This is a genomic window from Chloroflexota bacterium (genome assembly GCA_013152435.1).
Lineage (GTDB): Bacteria > Chloroflexota > Anaerolineae > DUEN01 > DUEN01 > DUEN01.
The window spans coordinates 126,256-144,998 of record JAADGJ010000106.1 but is presented as its reverse complement, the minus strand read 5'-3'; the positions used below and the strand labels follow the sequence as shown (position 1 = coordinate 144,998).

The window sequence follows — 18,743 nt, the reverse complement described above, 5'->3', positions numbered from 1 at the left end:
GGTTCCCTCCTCAGGAGCGGGCGCGTCGCCCGCGCCGGTCGAGCCAGAAGAGGATCACGGGGATGGCGATCAGGATGATGATCCCACATCCCAGCCACAGGTATCCGAAGGCGAGAGCCAGGGTCCGAAAGAGGATCTCGAGGTCGCTTTGCTGGGCGGGCTCGAGAGGTTCCAGAGGCAGTGGTTGTTCCTCTCTGGGCAGCTGAGTGGCCCCCGGTGAGGCCTCCTTAGGCTCTTGCCCTTGCGGCGCGGCGGGCTCCTCCGCCGGGGTGGAAGCAGGCGTCTGGATAGGTGGGGGCGATTGAAAGGCCGAGTTTTGGATCGGTGTGGCCGTGGCGGCGGCCGCGTTCGCGTCGGGAGGGGATTGGAAGGCGAAATCCGCAACCACCAGGGGCGGCTGTGAAGCGATGGCCCACGCGAGGAGAACGACGAGCAAACCCGCGCAGGCGAGCGCAGCTTTGGGAGCAGGCCTGGATTGTCGTGTCACGGATGCACTCCCTGATGTGAATTTCGATGCTCGCCGGATCCTACGAGCGAGAACCGTTTGGCTGGCAGAATGCTCAGGATGGCCCCAATGCGACCCCGTGGCCCATTATAGCAAAAGCTCATGCCAAATGCCAGACGTGAGGAAGTTTGGTGGTGTACCTTTTTTGGTGAAAATACGGTGCCCGGCCTTGTTCGCCCGAATCAGGCCGGGCCGGGCAGGTTCCAGGCTGAAAGGGGAGTGTTCGTGCGGCGAGATCTCCCGCCGCGCCACCCCTGGGGGCTTGCGATGGGCATCATGGGTTATTTCGCGGCGTTTCCACCATCTTTGGACACGCCGCCGGAGGTTTGCGTGTATTCCCGGATCGCAGGGGACGAGGATGGTCGTCTCCTGCCCGTATCTTGTGCTATCGGCGTGCTGGCTTCAGGGAGTGAGTGGGGGATCAGCGTTCCCCATCGTCGATCGCCTGCTGATAGTGGTCGCAGAGGTCTTGCAGGACGCACACGTGACAGCGGGGATCTCGGGCTTTGCACACCTGTCGGCCGTGGCGGATCAGATCGATGTGGAGCGGGTAGAAGATCTCCGAGGGCACCAGAGACTCCCAGACCTCCTGAGTCTGCTCCGGCGTCGCTTTGCCGGGGACGACCCCCAGCCGTCGGCTGATCCGATGGACGTGGGTGTCCACGGGGAATACGGGGCGCCCGAAGCTGAACAGCAGCACGATGGCTGCCGTCTTCGCCCCCACGCCGTGGAGCGATTGCAGCCACGCCTTGGCCTCTTCCAACGGCATAGCCGCCAGGAAGTTGAGGGAGAGCTCCCCGCGTTCCTCCAGGATGCGGCGCAGGGCTGCCTGAATCCGGGGGGCCTTGCTCCGGGCCAGCCCTCCCGGCCGGATGGCCTCCTCGACCTCATCGACCGGGGCGGTCATCACCGCCTCCCAGGTAGGGAAGCGCTCCCGGAGCGCCGCGAACGCCCGGCTGCTGTTGACATCCGACGTGTTTTGCGACAGGAACGTCCCCACCAGGATCTCGAGCGGATCGCCACGGGACCGCCAGGTGGGCTTCCCATACTCCGCGACGAGCCGTTTGAAGACCTCTAGCGCCTTCTCACGCAGTGCTTGGCGGTCGTCTCCCACGTGTGCCTCTGTCGTTGGGCGGCTCCTCTGGGGGTCCCGTTCGGCCGGTGGAGGGTGATACGGCCGTCCTGGGGGCGGGAGAGGGACGATGCTTCGGAGGAGGTCCGCCGGTTTGTCACGATGCGCTATTCTAGCACAGCGGGGTCTCCAGGGCCAGAATCGCGCTTGACGAAGGGGCGGTGCGATGTCATCATCCTAAAGGACGTTGGACGCGAGAGTGCTCGAGGGCGTCTCACCTCGAGCACTCCGCACAAAGGAGGAGAAAGGTTAAGGGTCCCGCGACATACCCTGCATTGCCATTATCGCGCGAGGGCATAGGCCGGACTAGACGCTCGCCCCACGCGTGACCTACCTCCGTTGGGCCGCCCCTGGGCGTGGAAGCGCCCGGGAATCCGTGAGAGGAGATGCGCTTCGATGACCTTCCCTACGATGGCCGGGGCGCGAGCGCTCGTCGCTGGGCTGGCGGGCTTCGTGCTCGATATGGATGGGACGCTATATGTGGGCGATGATCTGTTGCCCGGCGCGGCCGACTTCCTGGCGTTGTTGCAGGATAGGGGCATTCCGTTCCTCTATCTGACCAACAACTCGTCGCAGGACGCCGTCGCATACGCTCGCAAGCTCCGTCGCTTAGGCTTGCCTGCTACGCCGGACCGGGTGCTGACCTCCGGCGCGGCCACGATCGGGTGGCTGCAGGCGCACCATCCCCGGGCTCGCCTGTTCGTGTTGGGCACACCCAGCCTGCAGGCCGAGTTCGCTGCAGCCGGATTCCCTGTGGTGGAGGACTCGCCGGATCTCGTCGTGCTGGGGTTCGATAAGACGCTGACTTATGAGCGGCTGGCCCGCGCGTGCACTTTCATTCGAGAGGGGGTGCCGTGGATCGCCACCCATCCGGATATCAACTGCCCGGTTCCCGGTGGCTTCATCCCGGACGCGGGGGCCATCGCCGCCGCCATCGTTGCCTCCACCCAGGTCCAACCCGTCGTGACCGTCGGCAAGCCCAACGTGTACATCTTCCAGGAGGCGTTGGCGCGCCTGGGCACACCGGCGCAGGCCACCGCGATGGTGGGGGATCGACTGTACACGGATATCGCGGGCGCTCACGCCGCCGGCCTGGTGGCTGTCCTGGTGCTGAGCGGGGAGACCCAGGCGGGGGACCTGGAGGCTGCCGAGGAGCGCCCGGATCTCGTCTTCCCCTCGGTTCTGGAATTGGCGCAGCTCTTGAGGGAGGTCGCCCCGGATCGTCGTTGACCGGCTTCTGTGCTCATGTTATCATGTTCTCACGCGAGGTGGCGCTTCATGGAGGAAACCGTCGGGGTCCCGAGGGGGCTTCTTGGGTAATGTATTCGATCGGGTTGCTCCATGAGGTGTTCTTCCTCGGGGTAGCAGGGTAGCGTGGGCGTGGGGTGTTCGTGGGGGAGATGCCATGGGCGTGGAGGTGGAGGCCAAATTTCAGGTGCCGGATGAGGTCACCTTCGATCGCCTTTTGGCGGTGACGAGGGTGAGCGAATACGTGTTGGGGCCTGTGGAGATCGTCGAGGTCATCGATCGGTACTATGACACTCAAGATGCGGCGTTGCTGCAGGGGGGATATGCCTGCCGACTGCGAAGCGAGGGCGGGCGGTCCGTCGTGACGGTGAAGGGTTTGGGGGGTGTGGGGGGGCTCGTCCATCGGCGGAGCGAGTTGGAGGTGGCCGTCGAGGGGGGAATCGAGCCTCGGACCTGGCCGGAGGGCCCGGCGCGGGCGTTGGTCCTCTCGCTCATCGGGGATAGCCCCCTGGGCCTGCTTTTCGAGCTCCGCCAGACCCGGTATCGCCGCCGTTTGCGCGCTGGGGATCGTCTGATCGGCCTGTTTTCCCTGGATCAGGTGGTGGTGAAGGAGGGAGGACGGGCCCTCTCCTGGCAGGAGTTGGAGATCGAGTTGGAGGGGAGCGGGGAGCTCGCGGACCTGGAGGCGGTCGGAGGGCTCCTGCAGCGGGAGTTTCACCTGCATCCGCAACCGGAGTCGAAGTTCGCCCGCGCGTTGCGCTGGCACCGCATGGTCGCGGGCGAGGTGTGGGGCGATGAGGAGGCGGCGTCGTGAAGGGACAGCGTAAGGGACCAGGGGTTCTGTCCGATGATCCCATGGCGGAGGCCGGACGCAAGGTGCTGGCCTTCCATTTCCGTCGTATGTTGAAGCATGAGCCGGGCACGCGAGAGGGATCGGACATCGAGGCATTGCATGATATGCGAGTGGCGACACGCCGGATGCGGGCGGCCTTTCGCGTGTTCGGTCGATTCTTCCAGCGTTCGGCCATCCGCAAACACCGGCGTGGCCTCCGACAGACGGCCGCCATGCTGGGCGCCGTTCGGGATCTGGATGTGCTCATCGCTCGTATGGAGCTGTATCTGGCGCCCCTGTCCGACGAGGATCGGTCCGCGCTGGAGCCGTTGCTGAACACCTGGCATAAGCAGCGCATGGCCGCCCGGGCGGCGATGTTGGATTACCTGGATAGCAAGATGTATCGTCGCTTCGTGCGGCGGTTCCGGCGCTTCCTGGAGACGCCCGGCGCGGGGGTGGTGCCTCCGCCGGACGATGAGGTGGTGCCCGTGCAGGTGCGTCACGTGGCGCCGGAGCAGATCTGGCAGCGCTATGCCTGCGTGCGGGCCTATGAGACGGTGCTCCCGAATGACGACGATCCGGAGGCCATGCTGCGGGTGCCTATCGAGACCCTCCATGCCCTGCGCATCGATTGTAAGCGGCTGCGGTATACGCTGGAGTTCTTTCGGGAGGTGCTGCCGCCCGAGGCGGAGCCGTTGATCTCTCAGGTCGTGCAGGTGCAGGATCACCTGGGGGATCTGCATGACGCGGACGTGGCGATTCAGCTGGTGCGTGAGTTCATTCGACGTCGGGAACGCAAGGCGCGACGTCGTAAAGCTCCGGCTGATCTGCAGGGTGCCTATCGCTTCCTGGAGGCGAAGGAGGCCGAGCAGGTGAGTCTGCAGCGTTCCTTCCCCGGGCTATGGCTGGAGCTGCGCGGGAGCGCCTTCCGAGAGCACCTGGCCCAGGTCGTCGCCGGCTTGTAGGTCAGGGTGGGGAGAGATCGCAGTGAGGTCTGATTCATTGCGGAGGTCAAGTGGAAGATGGCGTTGATCGAAGTCCATGACCGGCTGGCCAACACGGTGTTGCTCTATCTCCTCGCTATGACGCTTTGGGGGTGGTGGCGTTTCTTGCGGCGGCGGGGTGTTGATGGAAGCTACTGGGGCGCGTTGGTGATCGTGGAGCTGGTGCTGATCGTGCAGGGGGGGCTCGGTGGCTTCCTCTGGCTTCAGGGGATCCGGCCGGCCCGCTCCATCCATGTGCTGTACGGGGTGATGAGCATATTGGCGCTTCCCACGGCTTATGCCTACACGCGAGGGCGCGGGGAACGAGCCGAGATGCTGTTGTATAGCGTGGTCACGCTGATCCTGATCGGGCTGGTCCTGAGGGCCATGATGACAGGGGGCTGAGGGCGTGGTGAACGGGGCCTTGCCTCCCGCTAGCGTGTCAGGTGGGGCAGATACATGTGATGCACCTTCTCGATCACGCGGACCTGCACGTAGATGTCTAGCTGTTGTCCCCCGCTGGTGCTGCTTCCCGTGACGCGAACGAGGCCGGTGTATGTGCCTTGAATCATGCTGGCTGTGTTGATCGTAAGGGAGAGGGCGGCCGTGTCCGGGTAGACCAGGTTCCCCGAGGTGGGCGGCTCCAGGAAGAGCCAGTATCGCCCCGCCAATACCTGCGCCTGCCAGGAGATCGGCTGCAGGCTGGGGTTGGTGAGGTAGACCGTGCGCGGGGGCACGGGCTGTCCGGTCGTGATGATGTAATCGATCTCCTCCGGCGTGCTCTCCACCCGCGGCGCCATGGCGAGGCGCAGCGCCATCTCCGCGTTGATACGTCCCCGTCCCAGGTAGTTGTTGCGCCCGTTCACGTATGGATAGGAGGTGGCGTCCACCTGCTCGGTGGTGGCCTCGATGATCTGGCGCACCTCGGCGTTGGAGAGCTGCGGCGTCATGGACCAGATCAGCGCGGCTAGGCCGGAGACGTGGGCGGCCGCCATGGATGTGCCGTAGAGCAGACCATACCCGTTGGGTATGGTGCTGTAGATGGCGAATTCCGGCAGGCCCCCCGGCGCGGCGACGTCGACTTCCGGGCCGAAGTTGCTATACCAGGCGTAGCGGTCCAGATGAGTGGTGGCGGCCACCGCGATCACCTGGGGATAGGCCGCCGGATAGTTCACCGGACCGTTGTTGTTCCCCGTCGCGGCCACCAGGAGGGCTCCCGCGTTGTACGCCGCGTTCACGGCGTTCAGCAAGGTCTGGCTGGGAACCGATCCGCCCAGGCTGAGGTTGATGATGTGTGCGCCCTTCTCTTGCGCGGAGACGATGGCCGAGGCGATGTCCGCGTAGGTGCCACGGCCGGCCTGATCTAGCACCTTGTAGGGGATCAGCTGACCGTACCAGGAGGTGCCGGCCACGCCCTGTTGATTGTTGGTGATCGCCCCGATGATCCCCGCCACGTGCGTGCCATGTCCGTACTCATCATCCGGGACCGCGTCGTTCCGCACGTAGTCCCAGCCGCCCTCCAGCCGTGGACCCAGCTCCGGATGGTTCACGTCCACGCCTGAATCGATGATGGCGATCTTCAGGTTGGGATTCCCGGTGGCAAGGTCCCAGGCATTCGGGGCGGATATCTGCTCCAGGTTCCACTGGCGCCAATAGTCTGGGTCGTTGGGGATGCCAGCAGCCCGCGCGATGTAGTTGGGCTCGGCGAACGCCACGCGGGGGTCAGCCTGCAGGCGGGCGATGATCTGCCGCTCGCGACCGACAGGCACGCGCAAACGATCGATCTTGAGCGCATCGATCGTGCCGATACGCTCCAGCCCCTCCGTGGCGAGCGTGGCTTCGATCTCCGTCGTGGGCACATGATCCTGCCAGCGCACCAGGATCTCGCCCGGGACGAAGTCGCCCGCGGGAGGCCCGTCCTGCGGGGAAGCGCCCACGCCTCCCGTGAGCAGGACGAGGATCAGAACCAGCAATCCCAGACCCAACAGAAATCGGCGCATCATGCTCCTTTCTCGTCGCCTCACATGGCCTGCCTCATGATAGTCCCGTTGGACCGAGCTGGCAAAATCGCCCCCCTCTACAGACGATGGCGTTCGGCCGGGAGTTCCTCTTGTGGGGGCGAGGGGCTTGTCGGAGATCAGGACCGGTAGCCCTCGGCCCTACGGGACGGATGAGAGGCTGAGGGAATCGGATGCTCGGCAATGGCGATGGTCAGGCTTCGATGCTCACCGGGTGTCCCTCCATCGTTGGGGGTGGAGGGATGCCCATGATCGACAGGATCGTCGGGGCCACGTCCTCAATGTGAAGGCCGACGAGCTCCCGGCCGCCCAGGCGTCGCCGGGGGTCCCACCAGATGAAGATGCCCATCGGGGCGTGATTGGCCTCGTCGGGGCCCGTGTCGTTTTCGAACGTGTGGATGGCGCCGATGCCCACGGATCCGACGGCTCGCCATCTCAGGTTACCGAAGTAGACCAGGAGATCCGGCGGGATGTTATGCACCTCGCGGTAGATCTCCTCCGGCTTCAGCGCCACAGTGCCGAGCGGGCGGCCGAGATGGTCGGTCGTGGCCTCCAGCTTCGCCCGCAGGATCTCCCGCTCCTCTTCGTAGCGCTCAGGTGGGATGATCCCCTGCGGCTCGCGGCCGCGAACGTTCAGGAAGATGCGGCCGTAGTAGCCGCCGATCCCCCAGGCCCTCGTGTGTGCCCAGTCGATCTCGCATTGCTCGAGCAGGGTCATCCCCCTGGGTGGTGCCTTCAGCGCCAGGTACCCCTCCCGGATCAGCCACTCGTTGACGCAGAAGCCGCCATCCATCTTCTGGGCGCCGTGATCGGAGACGACCAGCACGACCACGTCCTCATCGAGGAGCCCCAGCAGCTGGCCGATCTCGCGATCCAGGTAGCGATAATAGTCCCGGATCGCGTTCGCAAAGGGGCTGCCGGGCTCGAACCGGGGATGCTCTGGGTCCATGAAGCGCCAGAGGGCGTGCTGGATCCGGTCCAGGCCGATCTCCACGAACATGAAGAAGTCCCAGGGCTTGTATCGCAGGAGGTGCTTGACCACCGTGAATCGCTTTTCGGTCATGCGGTAGACGTCTCGCAGGAGGCGTTCCTTATCCTCCGTGCGGAAGTCGCGCACGTCGAACTCGTACTCGCCGACCAGGGTTTCGATCTCCCGCTGTAGATCGGCCGGGTAGGTGTAGGGCACCTCGTGACTGGGCGTCAGGAGTCCGCTGACCATCCAGCCGTGAAGGGGCCGGACGGGATAGGTTTGTGGCACGCCGACCAGGATACTCCGCCGTCCGGCGCGGCCCAGGATATCCCACACCCGGTCGTGCCGGACCAGGGCGCTGCTGGCGACGACCAGGCTCTCGTAGCCGTAGCTCGCGCGGTTGCGGAACCCGTAGAAGCCCAGCTGACCAGGGTCCTTGCCGGTCAGCATGGACGACCACGCCGGGATCGTGATGGGGGGATGGCAGCTCTGGAGTCGTCCGTAGGCGCCCTCGGCCATGAGACGTGCGAGGTTGGGTAGCCCGGAACGCCATCGGTCGAATACCAGGGAGGGCTCGGCGCAGTCCAGGCCGATGACGAACAGCCGGCGTGGAGCGGCCGCCTCGGGTCGGCGAGGGAGCAGGACTTCCCGGCGGGTCGGCGCGTGATCCGCGGATGAAGGAAGCCCCTCTCGCTCCTTCCCTGTGGACGTGGAGCTGGCCGAGGAAGAGCCCATCCTTCCCGTCAACGGGAGCTCTCCCCGAGGTTCGCGGGAGGCCGGCCGGGCTCGCGGGATCTTCGGTTGTGTTCCATCATACATCCCTTCCGTCACGATCCCCTGACGCGGTGATCGGAGGACGATCCCCCTATGTATATACGATCGGCCTTTGGGATGGGGTTTCAGGCTCGTCCCTGGACCTCCGCCTCCAGCCGGCGGTAGAACGCCAGCATGAAGGCATGGCGGTCCTCGGCGATCTGCCGGGCGGTGGCCGTGTATAGCCGGTCCCGCAGACGGGCCAGCTTGCGCACGAACTCGTGTACGGGGGTGTACTCGTCCGGAGGGGGCTCCGGCCCGTCGGCGTCGACGCTGGACAGCGGCGCCCACAGCCGCTGCCCGTGCCGTCCACCGTAGGCGAACGCCCGGGCGACGCCGATCGCCCCGATGGCGTCCAGCTTGTCCGCGTCGAACAGGCATCGAGCCTCGGGGGTGGCCGGGGCCGGGCCAGCCCGGAATCGATGGGCCTCGATGGCGTGCGCTACGGCGTCTACGAAGGGTTGCGGGTGTCCTCGCAGCAACTGGCGCGCTCGCTCCGCCCCGCGCAGGTGGTGATCCGCGGCGTGTCGCTCCCGTTCGATGTCATGCAGCAGGGCAGCCGTGCGCACGATGGCCAGGTCGGCCCCTTCCGCCCGCGCGATGCGCTCGGCCAGCGCCAGCACCCGGAGCACGTGATCGAAACGGTGGGCCGCATCGGTTCCCTCGTACAGGGCCTGCACCGCTTCGATGGAGAGGGGCGGTCCCTTCATTGTGCCCGACCCGGGGCCATGGGGGAGCCTGCGGGCACCTCTGCCGACCGCAGGCGCCACCACAGGATGCCGCCGGGCAGCCCGGAGACGAGGATCAGGGCTTGCATGAGCAGGGATACCGCCAGCGCCAGTCCATGGGGGATGCCCAACAGCCCGAAGAAGAAGGGGTAGACGTTCTGGTTGACGCCGATGCCGCCGATGGAGATGGGGACCAGCAACACCAGGGCGATCAGCGGGTTGAAGAGGCAGATGTACAGCAGCGGGATGCCGCCGCCGATCGACTCCGCCAGCAGCCAGTTCACCAGGTTGGTCAGCATGAGCCCACCCAGGGCGATCAGGAAGGCCAGCGCGAGCGCTCGATAGCGGAATCGATAGGCGCCAAAGGCATCTGACACGCGGCCGTATACGGGAGCCAGAGGGGTGAGCCAGCGCCACTGGAACAGGCGTCCGATCCACGCGCGCAGCCGACGGCTCAGCAGTACCCCGAAGCCGCCCGCGATGGCGGCCAGGGAGAGGAAGGCCACGTACTCCACGGCTTGCAAGTCCTGGCTGTTTCCGACGGTGTTCACCACTACGATCGCCGCGACCACGGCCGCGCTCATGTAGGCGATGAGCCCCACCACGCGATCCACGATCACGGAGACGGCGGCGTCGGTCAGCCGGGTGGTGTATCTGGAGAGCCCATACCCCCGCATCACGTCCCCGCCGACGTTGGCCGGCAGGAAGTTGTTGAAGAACACGCCCACGAAGGTATAGCTCAACAGCGCTCGCAGCGGCACACGAACGCCCTGCGCTCGCAGAAGGACCTGCCATTTCACCGCGTTGAGGGCGATGGCGCCGATGTACAGCATCAATGCCAGCAGGAGATACCACACGTTGGCGCTGGCGAGCATCTGCCCGACCTCGGCTGCGTCCACGCGGTGGAAGATCCAGGCGATCAGGCCCAGGCTGATGATCGCCTTGGCCAGTGTGGTCAGCTTATCTCTCAAGGGGATTCACCTCGTGTACGGGGGTCACGAGCGATTCTTCCTTGTGGTTCGTCCACTCCTTCCCCGCCTGGGCCAGGTTGGCCTTCTGCGTCCACGCCATGTCCCATACGGTGTGCCGTTCCTTCTTGATGGCGAAGTCATACCAGCCCAGCAGTCGGGCCCACGCCTCCAGCACGCCCAGGGCCATCAGGACGAGCACCAGCCGGATGGCGCCCCATATCTCTCGCAGGGCCACCCGGACCACCCGCCGGTTCTGGATGCTGGCAACCTTGTATCCGTACTTGTGCTTGAGGTAGAGGTGGCCGGCGTGGTTGCGGCGGCGTTGTTTCACGAAATCGCTCACGGTGGTGGGCCCGGTGTTGTAGACCACCGCGTTGGGCGCGTAGCGCACCTGCAGCCCGCGCTGAATGATGAGAGCCTCCACGAACGCCTCATCCATAGCCACATCGGGCGGGATCTGGTCGAACACCTTCCGGAAGGCGATGAGCTCCCCCAGCCGGGGGATGTCCAGGCACAGCTCGTGCTCCATGCGCAGGCGCAGATGGGTGAACAGCCCGACGAGGTGATCCGGCGTGTTCAGAGGCACCTTGTGCGCGCCGGTCATGCCGACCCGGGGATCGGCGAACATGCGGACCAGGTTCTCGATCGCGTCCTCGCGGGGGAGCGTGTCGCCGCTTTCCAGGACGCAGATGTCCTCCTTGGCGTGCTTGAGGAACACGTTCACCGCGGAGGTCTTCCCCTCCCGGCGTTCCTGCACGAAGAGGCGGATGCGCGGGTCACGCTGGGCGTACTCCTGCACGATGGGGACCGTGCGATCGGTGCACCCCGATGCGACGACGATGATCTCGGTGATCTCGACATCGTGCAGGTGTTGATCGAGCAGGGCATCCAGGAGCGCTCCGATGTTGGCTTCCTCGTTGTGCGCCGTGACCCCCACACTGCACCGGATCTTTTCCTGGCTCAAATCTCACTCTCCGTAAGGTGATCTGAAATCGCGGGCATGGCTGGCAGGCGAGGGTGTGAGGCATTGCCGTGGCGAGAGGTGACGTCGTTCCCCCGCTTATGAGACGCACCTGGGCGTCTGGGGGTTCTCGCACCCTCGCGAAGCGATGCGGAGTGGGTCAGCCAGTTCCGGGGTGAATTATACCTGAAAGAGCTTCCGGGCTAAAATCTCGTGGAGCCTACTCGGCCGAGCGGCGAGAGGGAGCCTCTCGCCCCAGCACTCGCTTGAACAGCGCCTCATACTGATCGGTGACCGCGTCCCATGAGTAGTGCCGTCGCACCCGCTCCTCCGCCCGCTTGCGGTACTCCTCGACCAGATCGGGGTCGCTCAGAAGGCGGGCCAGGACGGGGCGGAGGCCAGACCCGCCCTCACGCCCCGGGTAGCTCAGCCCGGCCTCTCCGATCGTCTCCAGGTTCTCCGACGTATCGTGGACCACCACGCAGTTTCCAAAGGCCATCGCCTCCAGCAGGGCCGGGTGGGTGCCCCCCACACCGGACGTCTCCACGAAGATCCAGGCGTTGGACCCCAATTCATGATAGGCCGATCCGAATTGATAGCCGGTGAAGACGATGCGCGGGTCGTCCCCGGCCGCTGCCCGCAGCTGCGCCTTGTACGCGTCCGCGTAAGGCGCGTCGCCCACGATGACGCATTTGAGATCCGTGTCCAGGCCCCGGAACGCCTCCACCAGGTGATGCGCGCAGTTCTCGGGCACCAAACGGCCCACGAAGAGCACGTAGCGGTTCGGCTCCAGGCCGAACTGCTCCAGGGTCGGGCCGGGGGGCACGCGCGGTACGTCGGCGCCGTAAGCGATGTAGTGGGTTTCGATGCCGTAGACATCCCGATAGTACGCCTGCACGACGCGGGAGTCGGTGATCACCGCGTTGGCCAGGCGGCCGGACATGCGCTCGGCGAATTGGATATAGCGCTTGGCCAGCGTCGGCCACTTCTCTCGCTTCCAGTCCAGGCCGTCCACGTTGATCAGCGTCTTCTGTCCGGCCAGGCGAGGGATCCAGGTGACCAGCGAGTTCCCCGCGATGAAGTAGAGACAGACATCATATCCCTGGCTCAGGGCATGCAGGGAGGAGAGGAAGCTGTGCACGATGGTGTCCAGGTACTTGTTGGCGATGGTGGGAAGCTTTACCAGGCGCATGCCCTTGTAGGTGGCATGGGGGTATGTGATGTGGTGCCGTCGACAGTAGACGGTGACCTGGTGGCCGCGCTGCGCCAGGCGGCTGCCCAGCTCCTCCACGCAGGTCTCGAAGCCGGAATATGAAGCGGGCACGCCGCGCGTGCCCATGAGCGCAATTCGCATAGGCTGTCGGAAAACGGTCTCCTCGACGATGAGAATGGGGGGAACGTTGGATGTGTCTGGCGGCCTGCCTGGGGCGGTTTACCCGTGCTGGATGTGGTCAAGCCCTTGCAGGAACAGGGAGTGGATGTGATCGTCATCCAGCGCGTAGTACACGTGTCGGCCCGCCTTGCGCGCTCGCACCAGGCGCAACTGGCGCAGGATCCGCAGTTGATGGGAGATGGCCGACTGCTCCATGTTCAGGCAGCGGGCCAGATCCCCCACGCACAGCTCCGTCTCTCGCAATACGGAGATGATGCGCACCCGGGTGGGATCGCTCAGCGCTTTGAAGGTCTCGGCCAACCGGCTGGCCGTCTCCTCATCGAGCAGGCCCTGTGCAGCGAGGCGCACCGCGGCCTCGTTGACGTGTTCGCCCTCGCACTCCGCCGGGATTCCGGGATGCAATGTCATCGCTTTCGCCTCCTTCAGGGAAGAAATGGTATCATGCTCCTCCACATCGGTCAAGTTCGTGGCATACTCGCGAGATAATTCACTTGGCTGTGGGATCGATGTCGCTTCGCCGGTCGATTCTGGAAAGATGATGATCGTTGGCCTGCCGCGGTCCGGAGCTCATGGGGGAGGCGAAAGGCTCGCGATGGGCGCTCGTCCAAGGGATGGGGAACTTCCCTTGCGGCGGCGAGCTGAGGAGGCCGAAGGGAGACGGCAGTTATGAAGCTCCCGGTCCGGTGCGCGCTCTGGCCCGCTCTTCCCAGGAGGGAGCCTCATGTGTGCGGCCTTCCCGGCACCCGGCGTTGTGATGCCGGCGCCGTCACTGTGCCTCGTCCTCCTCGTCCTCCCAGCTGATAATCCACACGCACAGGCCGGCCAAGAGGATGGTAGCGATCCCCAGCGCGATCCACTGGCCCGGAAGGAACCCCACATCCCTGGCGGACCAGATCACGATGATCAACATGCCGATGGAGAGCACGATCCAGGCGCTGAGGTTGGGGTGCTCCTGATAGAATCGCTGCAATTCGTTCATCTCCGTTCCCCTGTCATAGCACGAAGTTGGCGTCCTCTCAGGGCGCCGTTTTGAAACGGCCGGGATCGCCCATCATGCTTCCCCGCGTCCACTGGCGCCCGCGTGTCGCCCCCGCCGGGACGCGATGTGGGCCTCCCATGCGGCGCGCACCTGGGCGGCCGTTCGCTCCAGGCTCCCGCTGTTGTCGATGACCACGTCGGCGTGTTGCACCTTCATCTCCTGCGGCGACTGGGATGCCATGCGACGGCGGGCTTCCTCCTCCGTCATGCCCCGCTGTTCCAGCAGCCGCCGGAGCTGTTGCTCGGGTCGGGCTGTGACCACCCACACCTGATCGCACAGGGAGAGGCTCATGCCAGCCTCCAACAGCTTGATGGCCTCGATCACCACCACGGGCTCCGGCGCGTCCGGTGCCGTCTGGGCTTCGATGCGCCTGATCTCCTCCCGGATGCGGTCGTATACTGCCGGATGCACGATGGCCTCCAGCCGGGCCAGCTGGGCCGGGTCGGCGAAGACGATCGACGCCAGCTTCCGGCGATCGATGGTGCCGTCCTCCCTCACGATGTCCGGCCCGAACGCCTCCAGGACGGCCTGATAAGCGGCGCCGCCGGGGGCGATCACCTCGTGCGCCACCTGGTCTGCATCGATGACGTGAGCTCCCAGGTCGGCCAGCATGCGGGTGACTGTGCTCTTGCCCGTGGCGATGTTCCCGGTGAGTCCGATCACGATCGTCATGACGATGTCGGCGCGCTACACCAGCGCGGCCCATTCCTCCATCAACTCGTGCAGCCGTCGCTCGGCCTCTGCATACGCGATGCCCAGCTCCTCCACTCGGGCCACCTCCTGATTCCGGCCGGCGACCTCGATCTCCTCCCCCAGTCGGGCCAGCTCCGCCTCCAGCGCGTGGATCTTCTCCTCGATGGCCATCGCTCGCTCGGCCTGGCGGCGTTCCCTCTGTCGCCGCCGGCGCTCCTCCCGTTCTCGCTCTCGACCCTTCCTGGCTGAGGAGGTTCGGGACTTGCCGTCGGCGGACGCTGCCTCGCGCTCGGCCGCCCGCTGGGCCAGATATTCGGTGTATCCCCCTTCGTAGGCGCTCAGCTTCCCCGCCTGGAGATCCCACACGTGGGTGGCCAGCGCCTCCACCAGGTAGCGATCGTGGGTGACCAGCAGGATGGTGCCCGGGAATCGGGCCAGCACCTCCTGCAGGATCTCCTGTGATTCCAGGTCCAGGTGATTGGTCGGCTCGTCCAGGATCAGAAAGTTCGCTCCCAGCAGCGACAGCCGGGCCAGCGCGACCCGGCTGCGCTGGCCACCGCTCAGCGTGTCGATGGTCTGGAACACATCGTCGCCGGTGAACAGGAAACGGCCCAGGAATCGACGCGCCTGCTCCAGGGTGAGGTTAGGTGCGACCTCTAAGATGGCATCCAATACGGTCTGATCCGGCGCCAGGTCTGTGGGAACCTGGGGCAGATAGCCCACCTTCACGCTGGCGCCCAGGCGGATCTCGCCGGCCAGCGGAGGCACCTCTCCCAGAATCGTCTTCACGAAGGTGGTCTTGCCCACCCCGTTGGGCCCGATGAGCGCGACGGTGTGGCCGCGACGGATCTCCAGGTCCGGACAGCGGAACAGGGGGGCGTTGGGGTCATAGCCGACGATCAGATCGCGAGTGGCCATCACCAGATCGCCGGAGCGAATCTGGGTCGTCATGTCCAGGCGGATGCGTCGCCCCTCCTGGGGGCGCTCAATCGCCTGCTCTCGCTTGAATCGCTCCAGGCGACGGAGCCGGCCGCGCGCCTCCTTGCTGCGCTGCCCCGCCTTGTATCGCCGGACGAACTCCTCGGTCCTGGCGATGTATTCCTGTTGCTTCTCCCACTCCCGCCGTTGTTGCTCCAGGTGCTCCGCCCGCAGGACGACGTATTGGCTGTAGTTCCCGCGATAGGTGGTCACCCGGCCGCGCGCCATCTCCCAGATCCGCGTGGCCACCCGGTCCAGGAAGTAGCGGTCGTGGGCCACGACAACCAGGCTGCCCTTCCATTGCAGCAGGGTCTCCTCCAGCCACTCCACGGCCGCGAGGTCCAGGTGGTTGGTCGGCTCGTCCAGGAGCAGCAGATCCGGTTCCTCCAGGAGCAGCCTCGCCAGCAGCGCCCGGGTGCGCTGCCCACCGCTGAGGTGGGCCAGGGGTTGGTGGTATTCGCTCTCGCTGAATCCCAGACCGCTCAGCACCCGACGGATGCGCAGTTCGTAATCGTAGCCGCCGGCCAGCTCGAAGCGCGCCTGGAGATCGCCGTATCGAGCCAGCAGCCGCTCCAGTTCGGCCTCGTCGGTCGTGGCCTCCATCTGCCGTTCCAGGGCGCGCAGAGTCTCCGCCTGCCTGCGCAGGTCGTGGAAGATCTCTAGCAGATCGGCGTAGAGCGTGCGGGACCCGGCAGGCGGCGGGTCCTGTGGCAAGTACCCGATGCGCAGGGCGCGCGCATGCGTGACCGAACCAGCGGTGGGAGGCTCCAGGCCGGCCATGATCTTGAGGAGCGTGGTCTTCCCCTGGCCGTTGGGCCCCACCAGGCCGATGCGGTCGCCGTGCTCGATCCGCAGCTGGACGTTTTGGAAGACGTCCAGCGCGCCGTAGGATTTCGCCAGATCGCGGGCGATCAGGATGGACATGGATCGTCCCCTTTGTGACTGCGCGCTATTATACCATGGGAGCCGAGTCTCCCTAAGCCTGAGGCCTGCGGGGTAGGATATCCGTCGTTGAGCCCCCTTCTCCCGAACTCAGGAGAAGGGGATCTGGGGGATGAGGGCCGTTTTCTACCCGTTGACGGCCAGGGGAATGGCTTGCGTCGGACGACACGCGAGGGGTTCCTAACCTTCCCGGTTTCCATCACTGACTTTGAAAAACCCCATCCCCCAGCGCGACCACGCTTGACAGCTCGTGCCGCTTGCAGTACCCTGACGGCGTCATGACTCGAATGGAGATCCGATCGTTAGCCGCCCGGCTGACGACTCGTCGCCTTGGACGTCCTCTGGTTTACGCGCCACGCCTGACATCCACCCAGGCGCTGGCAGCCCGCCTCTCGGATCTGGGGTGGCCGGACGGTACGACCGTGCTGGCCGAGGAGCAGACCGCCGGGCGCGGCCGAGGGGGCCGCTCGTGGTGGGCTCCTTATGGTCAGGCCCTGCTGTTCTCGATCCTGCTGCGGCCCGGCCTTCCATCGCGTCGGGCGCAACAGCTGGTCATGGTCGCCGGCCTGGCCGCGGCGGAGGCCGTCGAGGCCGTGTGTCCGGTCTCCGTCGCGCTGAAATGGCCGAATGACCTCTACGTGCGCGAGCGGAAGGTGGGGGGGATCCTGCTGGAGGCCCGGCTGGCCGCGAACGGCCAGGTTGTAGAGCGAGCCATCGTGGGTATCGGCATCAACGTGTCGGTGGATTTCGCCGGGCTGCCGGACTTGCAGGGGCAGGCCGTTTCCCTCCATGAGGTGGCGGGGCATGCCCCGGACCGGGGCGCCTTGTTGGTGGCGATCCTGAGCCGCTTCGAGGCCCACTACCAGGAGGTGTTGGCGGGTGGCTCCTGCCGCGCCGCCTGGCTGGAGCGTCTGCTGTGGATGGGGCGGGAGGTTCAGGTGACCACGCCCCGAGGCGCTTTCGTCGGCGTCGCCCGGGGCGTGGATGAGGAGGGGGCGTTGCTGTTGGAGTGTGCCGATGGCGTGATGGAAGTGATCCGGGCCGGTGACGTGTCATTGCGCACATCTCAGGGATAGGGGTGTTCATGAGCATCCGGCTGGAGTGGCAGACCGGCGATGACGAAGGTCGTACGACGATCGCCCTGGAGTCGGAGGGGGGATCACGCCCCTCGGGCTTTCGCTGGTCGTGGATGGCCCTGCTGTTGCTGTTGGCATTTGGAGCGGGCATGGCCGTCGGGATCGGCTGGCGATATGTGCAGGCGCGGCGGGCCTTGCTGTCCGATCTGGACGCGGTGATCGCCGAGCTACGCCTGTATATCGAGCAGGGGGATCGAGAGGGGTTCATGGCCCTGATGGATCCCGGGGATGGTGTGTGGCGTGCGTATCAGACCGCCTGGTTCGAGGCGCTTCAGAAATCCCCTTCTCCGCCCATGTTGCCCGTCGAGCTCTTGGATGTGACCCTGGAGGGGGATCGCGCCTGGGCGTGGGTGCTGATGCAGACCGATGTGGACCCGGTAATGGCCCGGTTCGACTTCGCCTTGCGTCGGGGGCGATGGTTCATCGCCTCCCCCGATGTATCCGCCTGGGGGGAACCCGCGCAGTCGTCGGCGGAGCATGTGATCGTTCGCTATCGGGCGCTGGATGCCCAGGCGGTGGAAGGGACGGTTCCCCAGCTCGATCGTTTCGTGACGAACGGCTGCCGCCTGTTGGATGGTGCCGGCGGGACATGCCGAGTCGTCCTGGAGCTTTCCGCGAATCCGCTGGATGTGGGTCCCCCGGCCAGTGTGGCGTACATGCGATTGCACCAGGCCGTGCAGCCGGCGCCCTCCCTGTTGCAGCTCCGTCTTCCGGAGGGGCCTACGATCCTCGTGCTGAGTCCGCTTCCTCTTCCCCTGGCCCAGGAGATCGTGCGGGAGAGGTTACAGGCGCATTATGCGGGGGATGCGCCGCTTTCGTGGCCGCGGCTGGAGGTGGTGCGGTCGTCGAGGGATTGGCCCCGTTCCGCGGAGGTGTTCAGCCCCGAGGGCCCTGACCTGCAGGTTCGAGCCCCCTCCCCCTCCTGGAGTGGCGTGGGGGAACGAGGTGAGACGCCCGATGCGTGGGAGGATATGGTCCGCCATCACATCGCGGAGGCCATGGTGCGCACGCGGCTGGGGCCTCTGGTGGGATCCGCGTCCTACGTGGATGCCGCCTGGGCGCTGGCCGTGGGGATCGCGGAGTGGTTGGCGGCCCCTCAGGTGGTGCCCAATACGGCGCTGTCCTGGGCCTCCCTGGAGAGCGTGGGCCGCTCGTTACAGGCGGACCCCAGCGATGTGTTGGCCCGGCGTCGGGCGCGGGATGCGGCCGCGTATATCGCCGCCACGTGGGGGCCGGACGCCTTCTCGGCCCTGTTGCGCGCGCTGGGCGAGTCGATCGATCTGGACACCGCCCTTAGCCGATCGCTGACCGTGGACGCCTCGTCGTTTGAGGCCGGTTGGAGGGCGTATCGCGGCCGGTGAGGCGGGCGAGTCGTGGGATGAGAAAAGGGCGGCGCTGGAA

The 18,743-nt window shown here is 65.9% G+C and carries 18 protein-coding genes; 6 read left to right on the top strand and 12 right to left on the bottom strand.

From position 1 onward, the window contains the following. Positions 1 to 10 precede the first annotated feature (10 nt). Together GXP39_15380 and GXP39_15375 are read right to left on the bottom strand one after the other, a co-directional pair. Entirely contained in the window at positions 11 to 487 is a 477-nt protein-coding gene (locus tag GXP39_15380) for a hypothetical protein (protein NOZ29416.1), read from the bottom strand. Positions 488 to 926: 439 nt separating this feature from the next. Further along, positions 927 to 1,598, bottom strand: coding sequence for an endonuclease III (locus GXP39_15375; protein NOZ29415.1), 672 nt, complete (start codon positions 1,596 to 1,598; stop codon positions 927 to 929). Between the two features lie 450 nt (positions 1,599 to 2,048). On the opposite strand from GXP39_15375, the gene GXP39_15370 reads away from it, so the two are divergent. The 4 genes from GXP39_15370 to GXP39_15355 all read left to right on the top strand — a co-directional run bounded on the left by GXP39_15370 (position 2,049) and on the right by GXP39_15355 (position 5,105). Further along, positions 2,049 to 2,867, top strand: a complete 819-nt coding sequence (locus tag GXP39_15370) for an HAD-IIA family hydrolase (protein NOZ29414.1) — start codon at positions 2,049 to 2,051, stop codon at positions 2,865 to 2,867. 175 nt (positions 2,868 to 3,042) lie between these two features. Further along, positions 3,043 to 3,699 (top strand): CYTH domain-containing protein, encoded by a 657-nt coding sequence (locus GXP39_15365; GenBank protein NOZ29413.1) that lies wholly within the window; start codon positions 3,043 to 3,045, stop codon positions 3,697 to 3,699. Next, positions 3,696 to 4,682: a CHAD domain-containing protein gene (locus GXP39_15360; protein ID NOZ29412.1), complete on the top strand. Its 987-nt coding sequence runs from the start codon at positions 3,696 to 3,698 to the stop codon at positions 4,680 to 4,682. The genes GXP39_15365 and GXP39_15360 overlap by 4 nt, the downstream gene beginning before the upstream one ends. A 57-nt stretch (positions 4,683 to 4,739) precedes the next feature. Continuing rightward, positions 4,740 to 5,105 carry a hypothetical protein gene (locus GXP39_15355; protein ID NOZ29411.1) on the top strand — a complete coding sequence of 122 codons (366 nt, stop codon included), beginning with the start codon at positions 4,740 to 4,742 and terminating at the stop codon, positions 5,103 to 5,105. A gap of 29 nt (positions 5,106 to 5,134) precedes the next feature. On the opposite strand, the gene GXP39_15350 is transcribed toward GXP39_15355, so the two are convergent. From GXP39_15350 to GXP39_15305, 10 genes are all read right to left on the bottom strand, one after another. Continuing rightward, positions 5,135 to 6,703 (bottom strand): peptidase S8, encoded by a 1,569-nt coding sequence (locus GXP39_15350; GenBank protein ID NOZ29410.1) that lies wholly within the window; start codon positions 6,701 to 6,703, stop codon positions 5,135 to 5,137. A 208-nt stretch (positions 6,704 to 6,911) separates the two neighbouring features. Next, positions 6,912 to 8,423 (bottom strand): phosphodiesterase, encoded by a 1,512-nt coding sequence (locus GXP39_15345; GenBank protein NOZ29409.1) that lies wholly within the window; start codon positions 8,421 to 8,423, stop codon positions 6,912 to 6,914. 164 nt (positions 8,424 to 8,587) lie between these two features. After that, entirely contained in the window at positions 8,588 to 9,211 is a 624-nt protein-coding gene (locus GXP39_15340; protein NOZ29408.1) for an HD domain-containing protein, read from the bottom strand. Then, positions 9,208 to 10,200, bottom strand: coding sequence for a flippase-like domain-containing protein (locus tag GXP39_15335; GenBank protein ID NOZ29407.1), 993 nt, complete (start codon positions 10,198 to 10,200; stop codon positions 9,208 to 9,210). The genes GXP39_15340 and GXP39_15335 overlap by 4 nt, the downstream gene beginning before the upstream one ends. Continuing rightward, positions 10,190 to 11,164 (bottom strand): glycosyltransferase, encoded by a 975-nt coding sequence (locus tag GXP39_15330; protein NOZ29406.1) that lies wholly within the window; start codon positions 11,162 to 11,164, stop codon positions 10,190 to 10,192. Before GXP39_15330 ends, GXP39_15335 begins: the two co-directional genes overlap by 11 nt. Positions 11,165 to 11,381: 217 nt before the next feature. Next, entirely contained in the window at positions 11,382 to 12,515 is a 1,134-nt protein-coding gene (locus GXP39_15325; protein NOZ29405.1) for a glycosyltransferase family 1 protein, read from the bottom strand. A 78-nt stretch (positions 12,516 to 12,593) separates the two neighbouring features. Further along, positions 12,594 to 12,962, bottom strand: a complete 369-nt coding sequence (locus tag GXP39_15320) for a winged helix-turn-helix transcriptional regulator (GenBank protein ID NOZ29404.1) — start codon at positions 12,960 to 12,962, stop codon at positions 12,594 to 12,596. A 358-nt stretch (positions 12,963 to 13,320) separates the two neighbouring features. Continuing rightward, complete coding sequence (locus GXP39_15315) at positions 13,321 to 13,533, bottom strand: hypothetical protein (GenBank protein NOZ29403.1); 213 nt, start codon at positions 13,531 to 13,533, stop codon at positions 13,321 to 13,323. A 72-nt stretch (positions 13,534 to 13,605) separates the two neighbouring features. Next, on the bottom strand, positions 13,606 to 14,265 hold the full coding sequence (locus GXP39_15310) for a dephospho-CoA kinase (GenBank protein NOZ29402.1): 660 nt from the start codon (positions 14,263 to 14,265) through the stop codon (positions 13,606 to 13,608). Between the two features lie 15 nt (positions 14,266 to 14,280). After that, the gene (locus tag GXP39_15305; GenBank protein NOZ29401.1) at positions 14,281 to 16,188 is read right to left on the bottom strand and encodes an ABC-F family ATP-binding cassette domain-containing protein; all 1,908 of its coding nucleotides are present in this window, start codon (positions 16,186 to 16,188) and stop codon (positions 14,281 to 14,283) included. A 296-nt stretch (positions 16,189 to 16,484) separates the two neighbouring features. Here GXP39_15305 and GXP39_15300 point away from each other — a divergent pair, with 296 nt between their 5' ends. Both GXP39_15300 and GXP39_15295 read left to right on the top strand, forming a co-directional pair. Continuing rightward, on the top strand, positions 16,485 to 17,282 hold the full coding sequence (locus GXP39_15300) for a biotin--[acetyl-CoA-carboxylase] ligase (GenBank protein ID NOZ29400.1): 798 nt from the start codon (positions 16,485 to 16,487) through the stop codon (positions 17,280 to 17,282). A gap of 8 nt (positions 17,283 to 17,290) precedes the next feature. Beyond that, positions 17,291 to 18,703 carry a hypothetical protein gene (locus tag GXP39_15295; GenBank protein ID NOZ29399.1) on the top strand — a complete coding sequence of 471 codons (1,413 nt, stop codon included), beginning with the start codon at positions 17,291 to 17,293 and terminating at the stop codon, positions 18,701 to 18,703. The last annotated feature ends 40 nt before the right edge of the window (positions 18,704 to 18,743 follow it).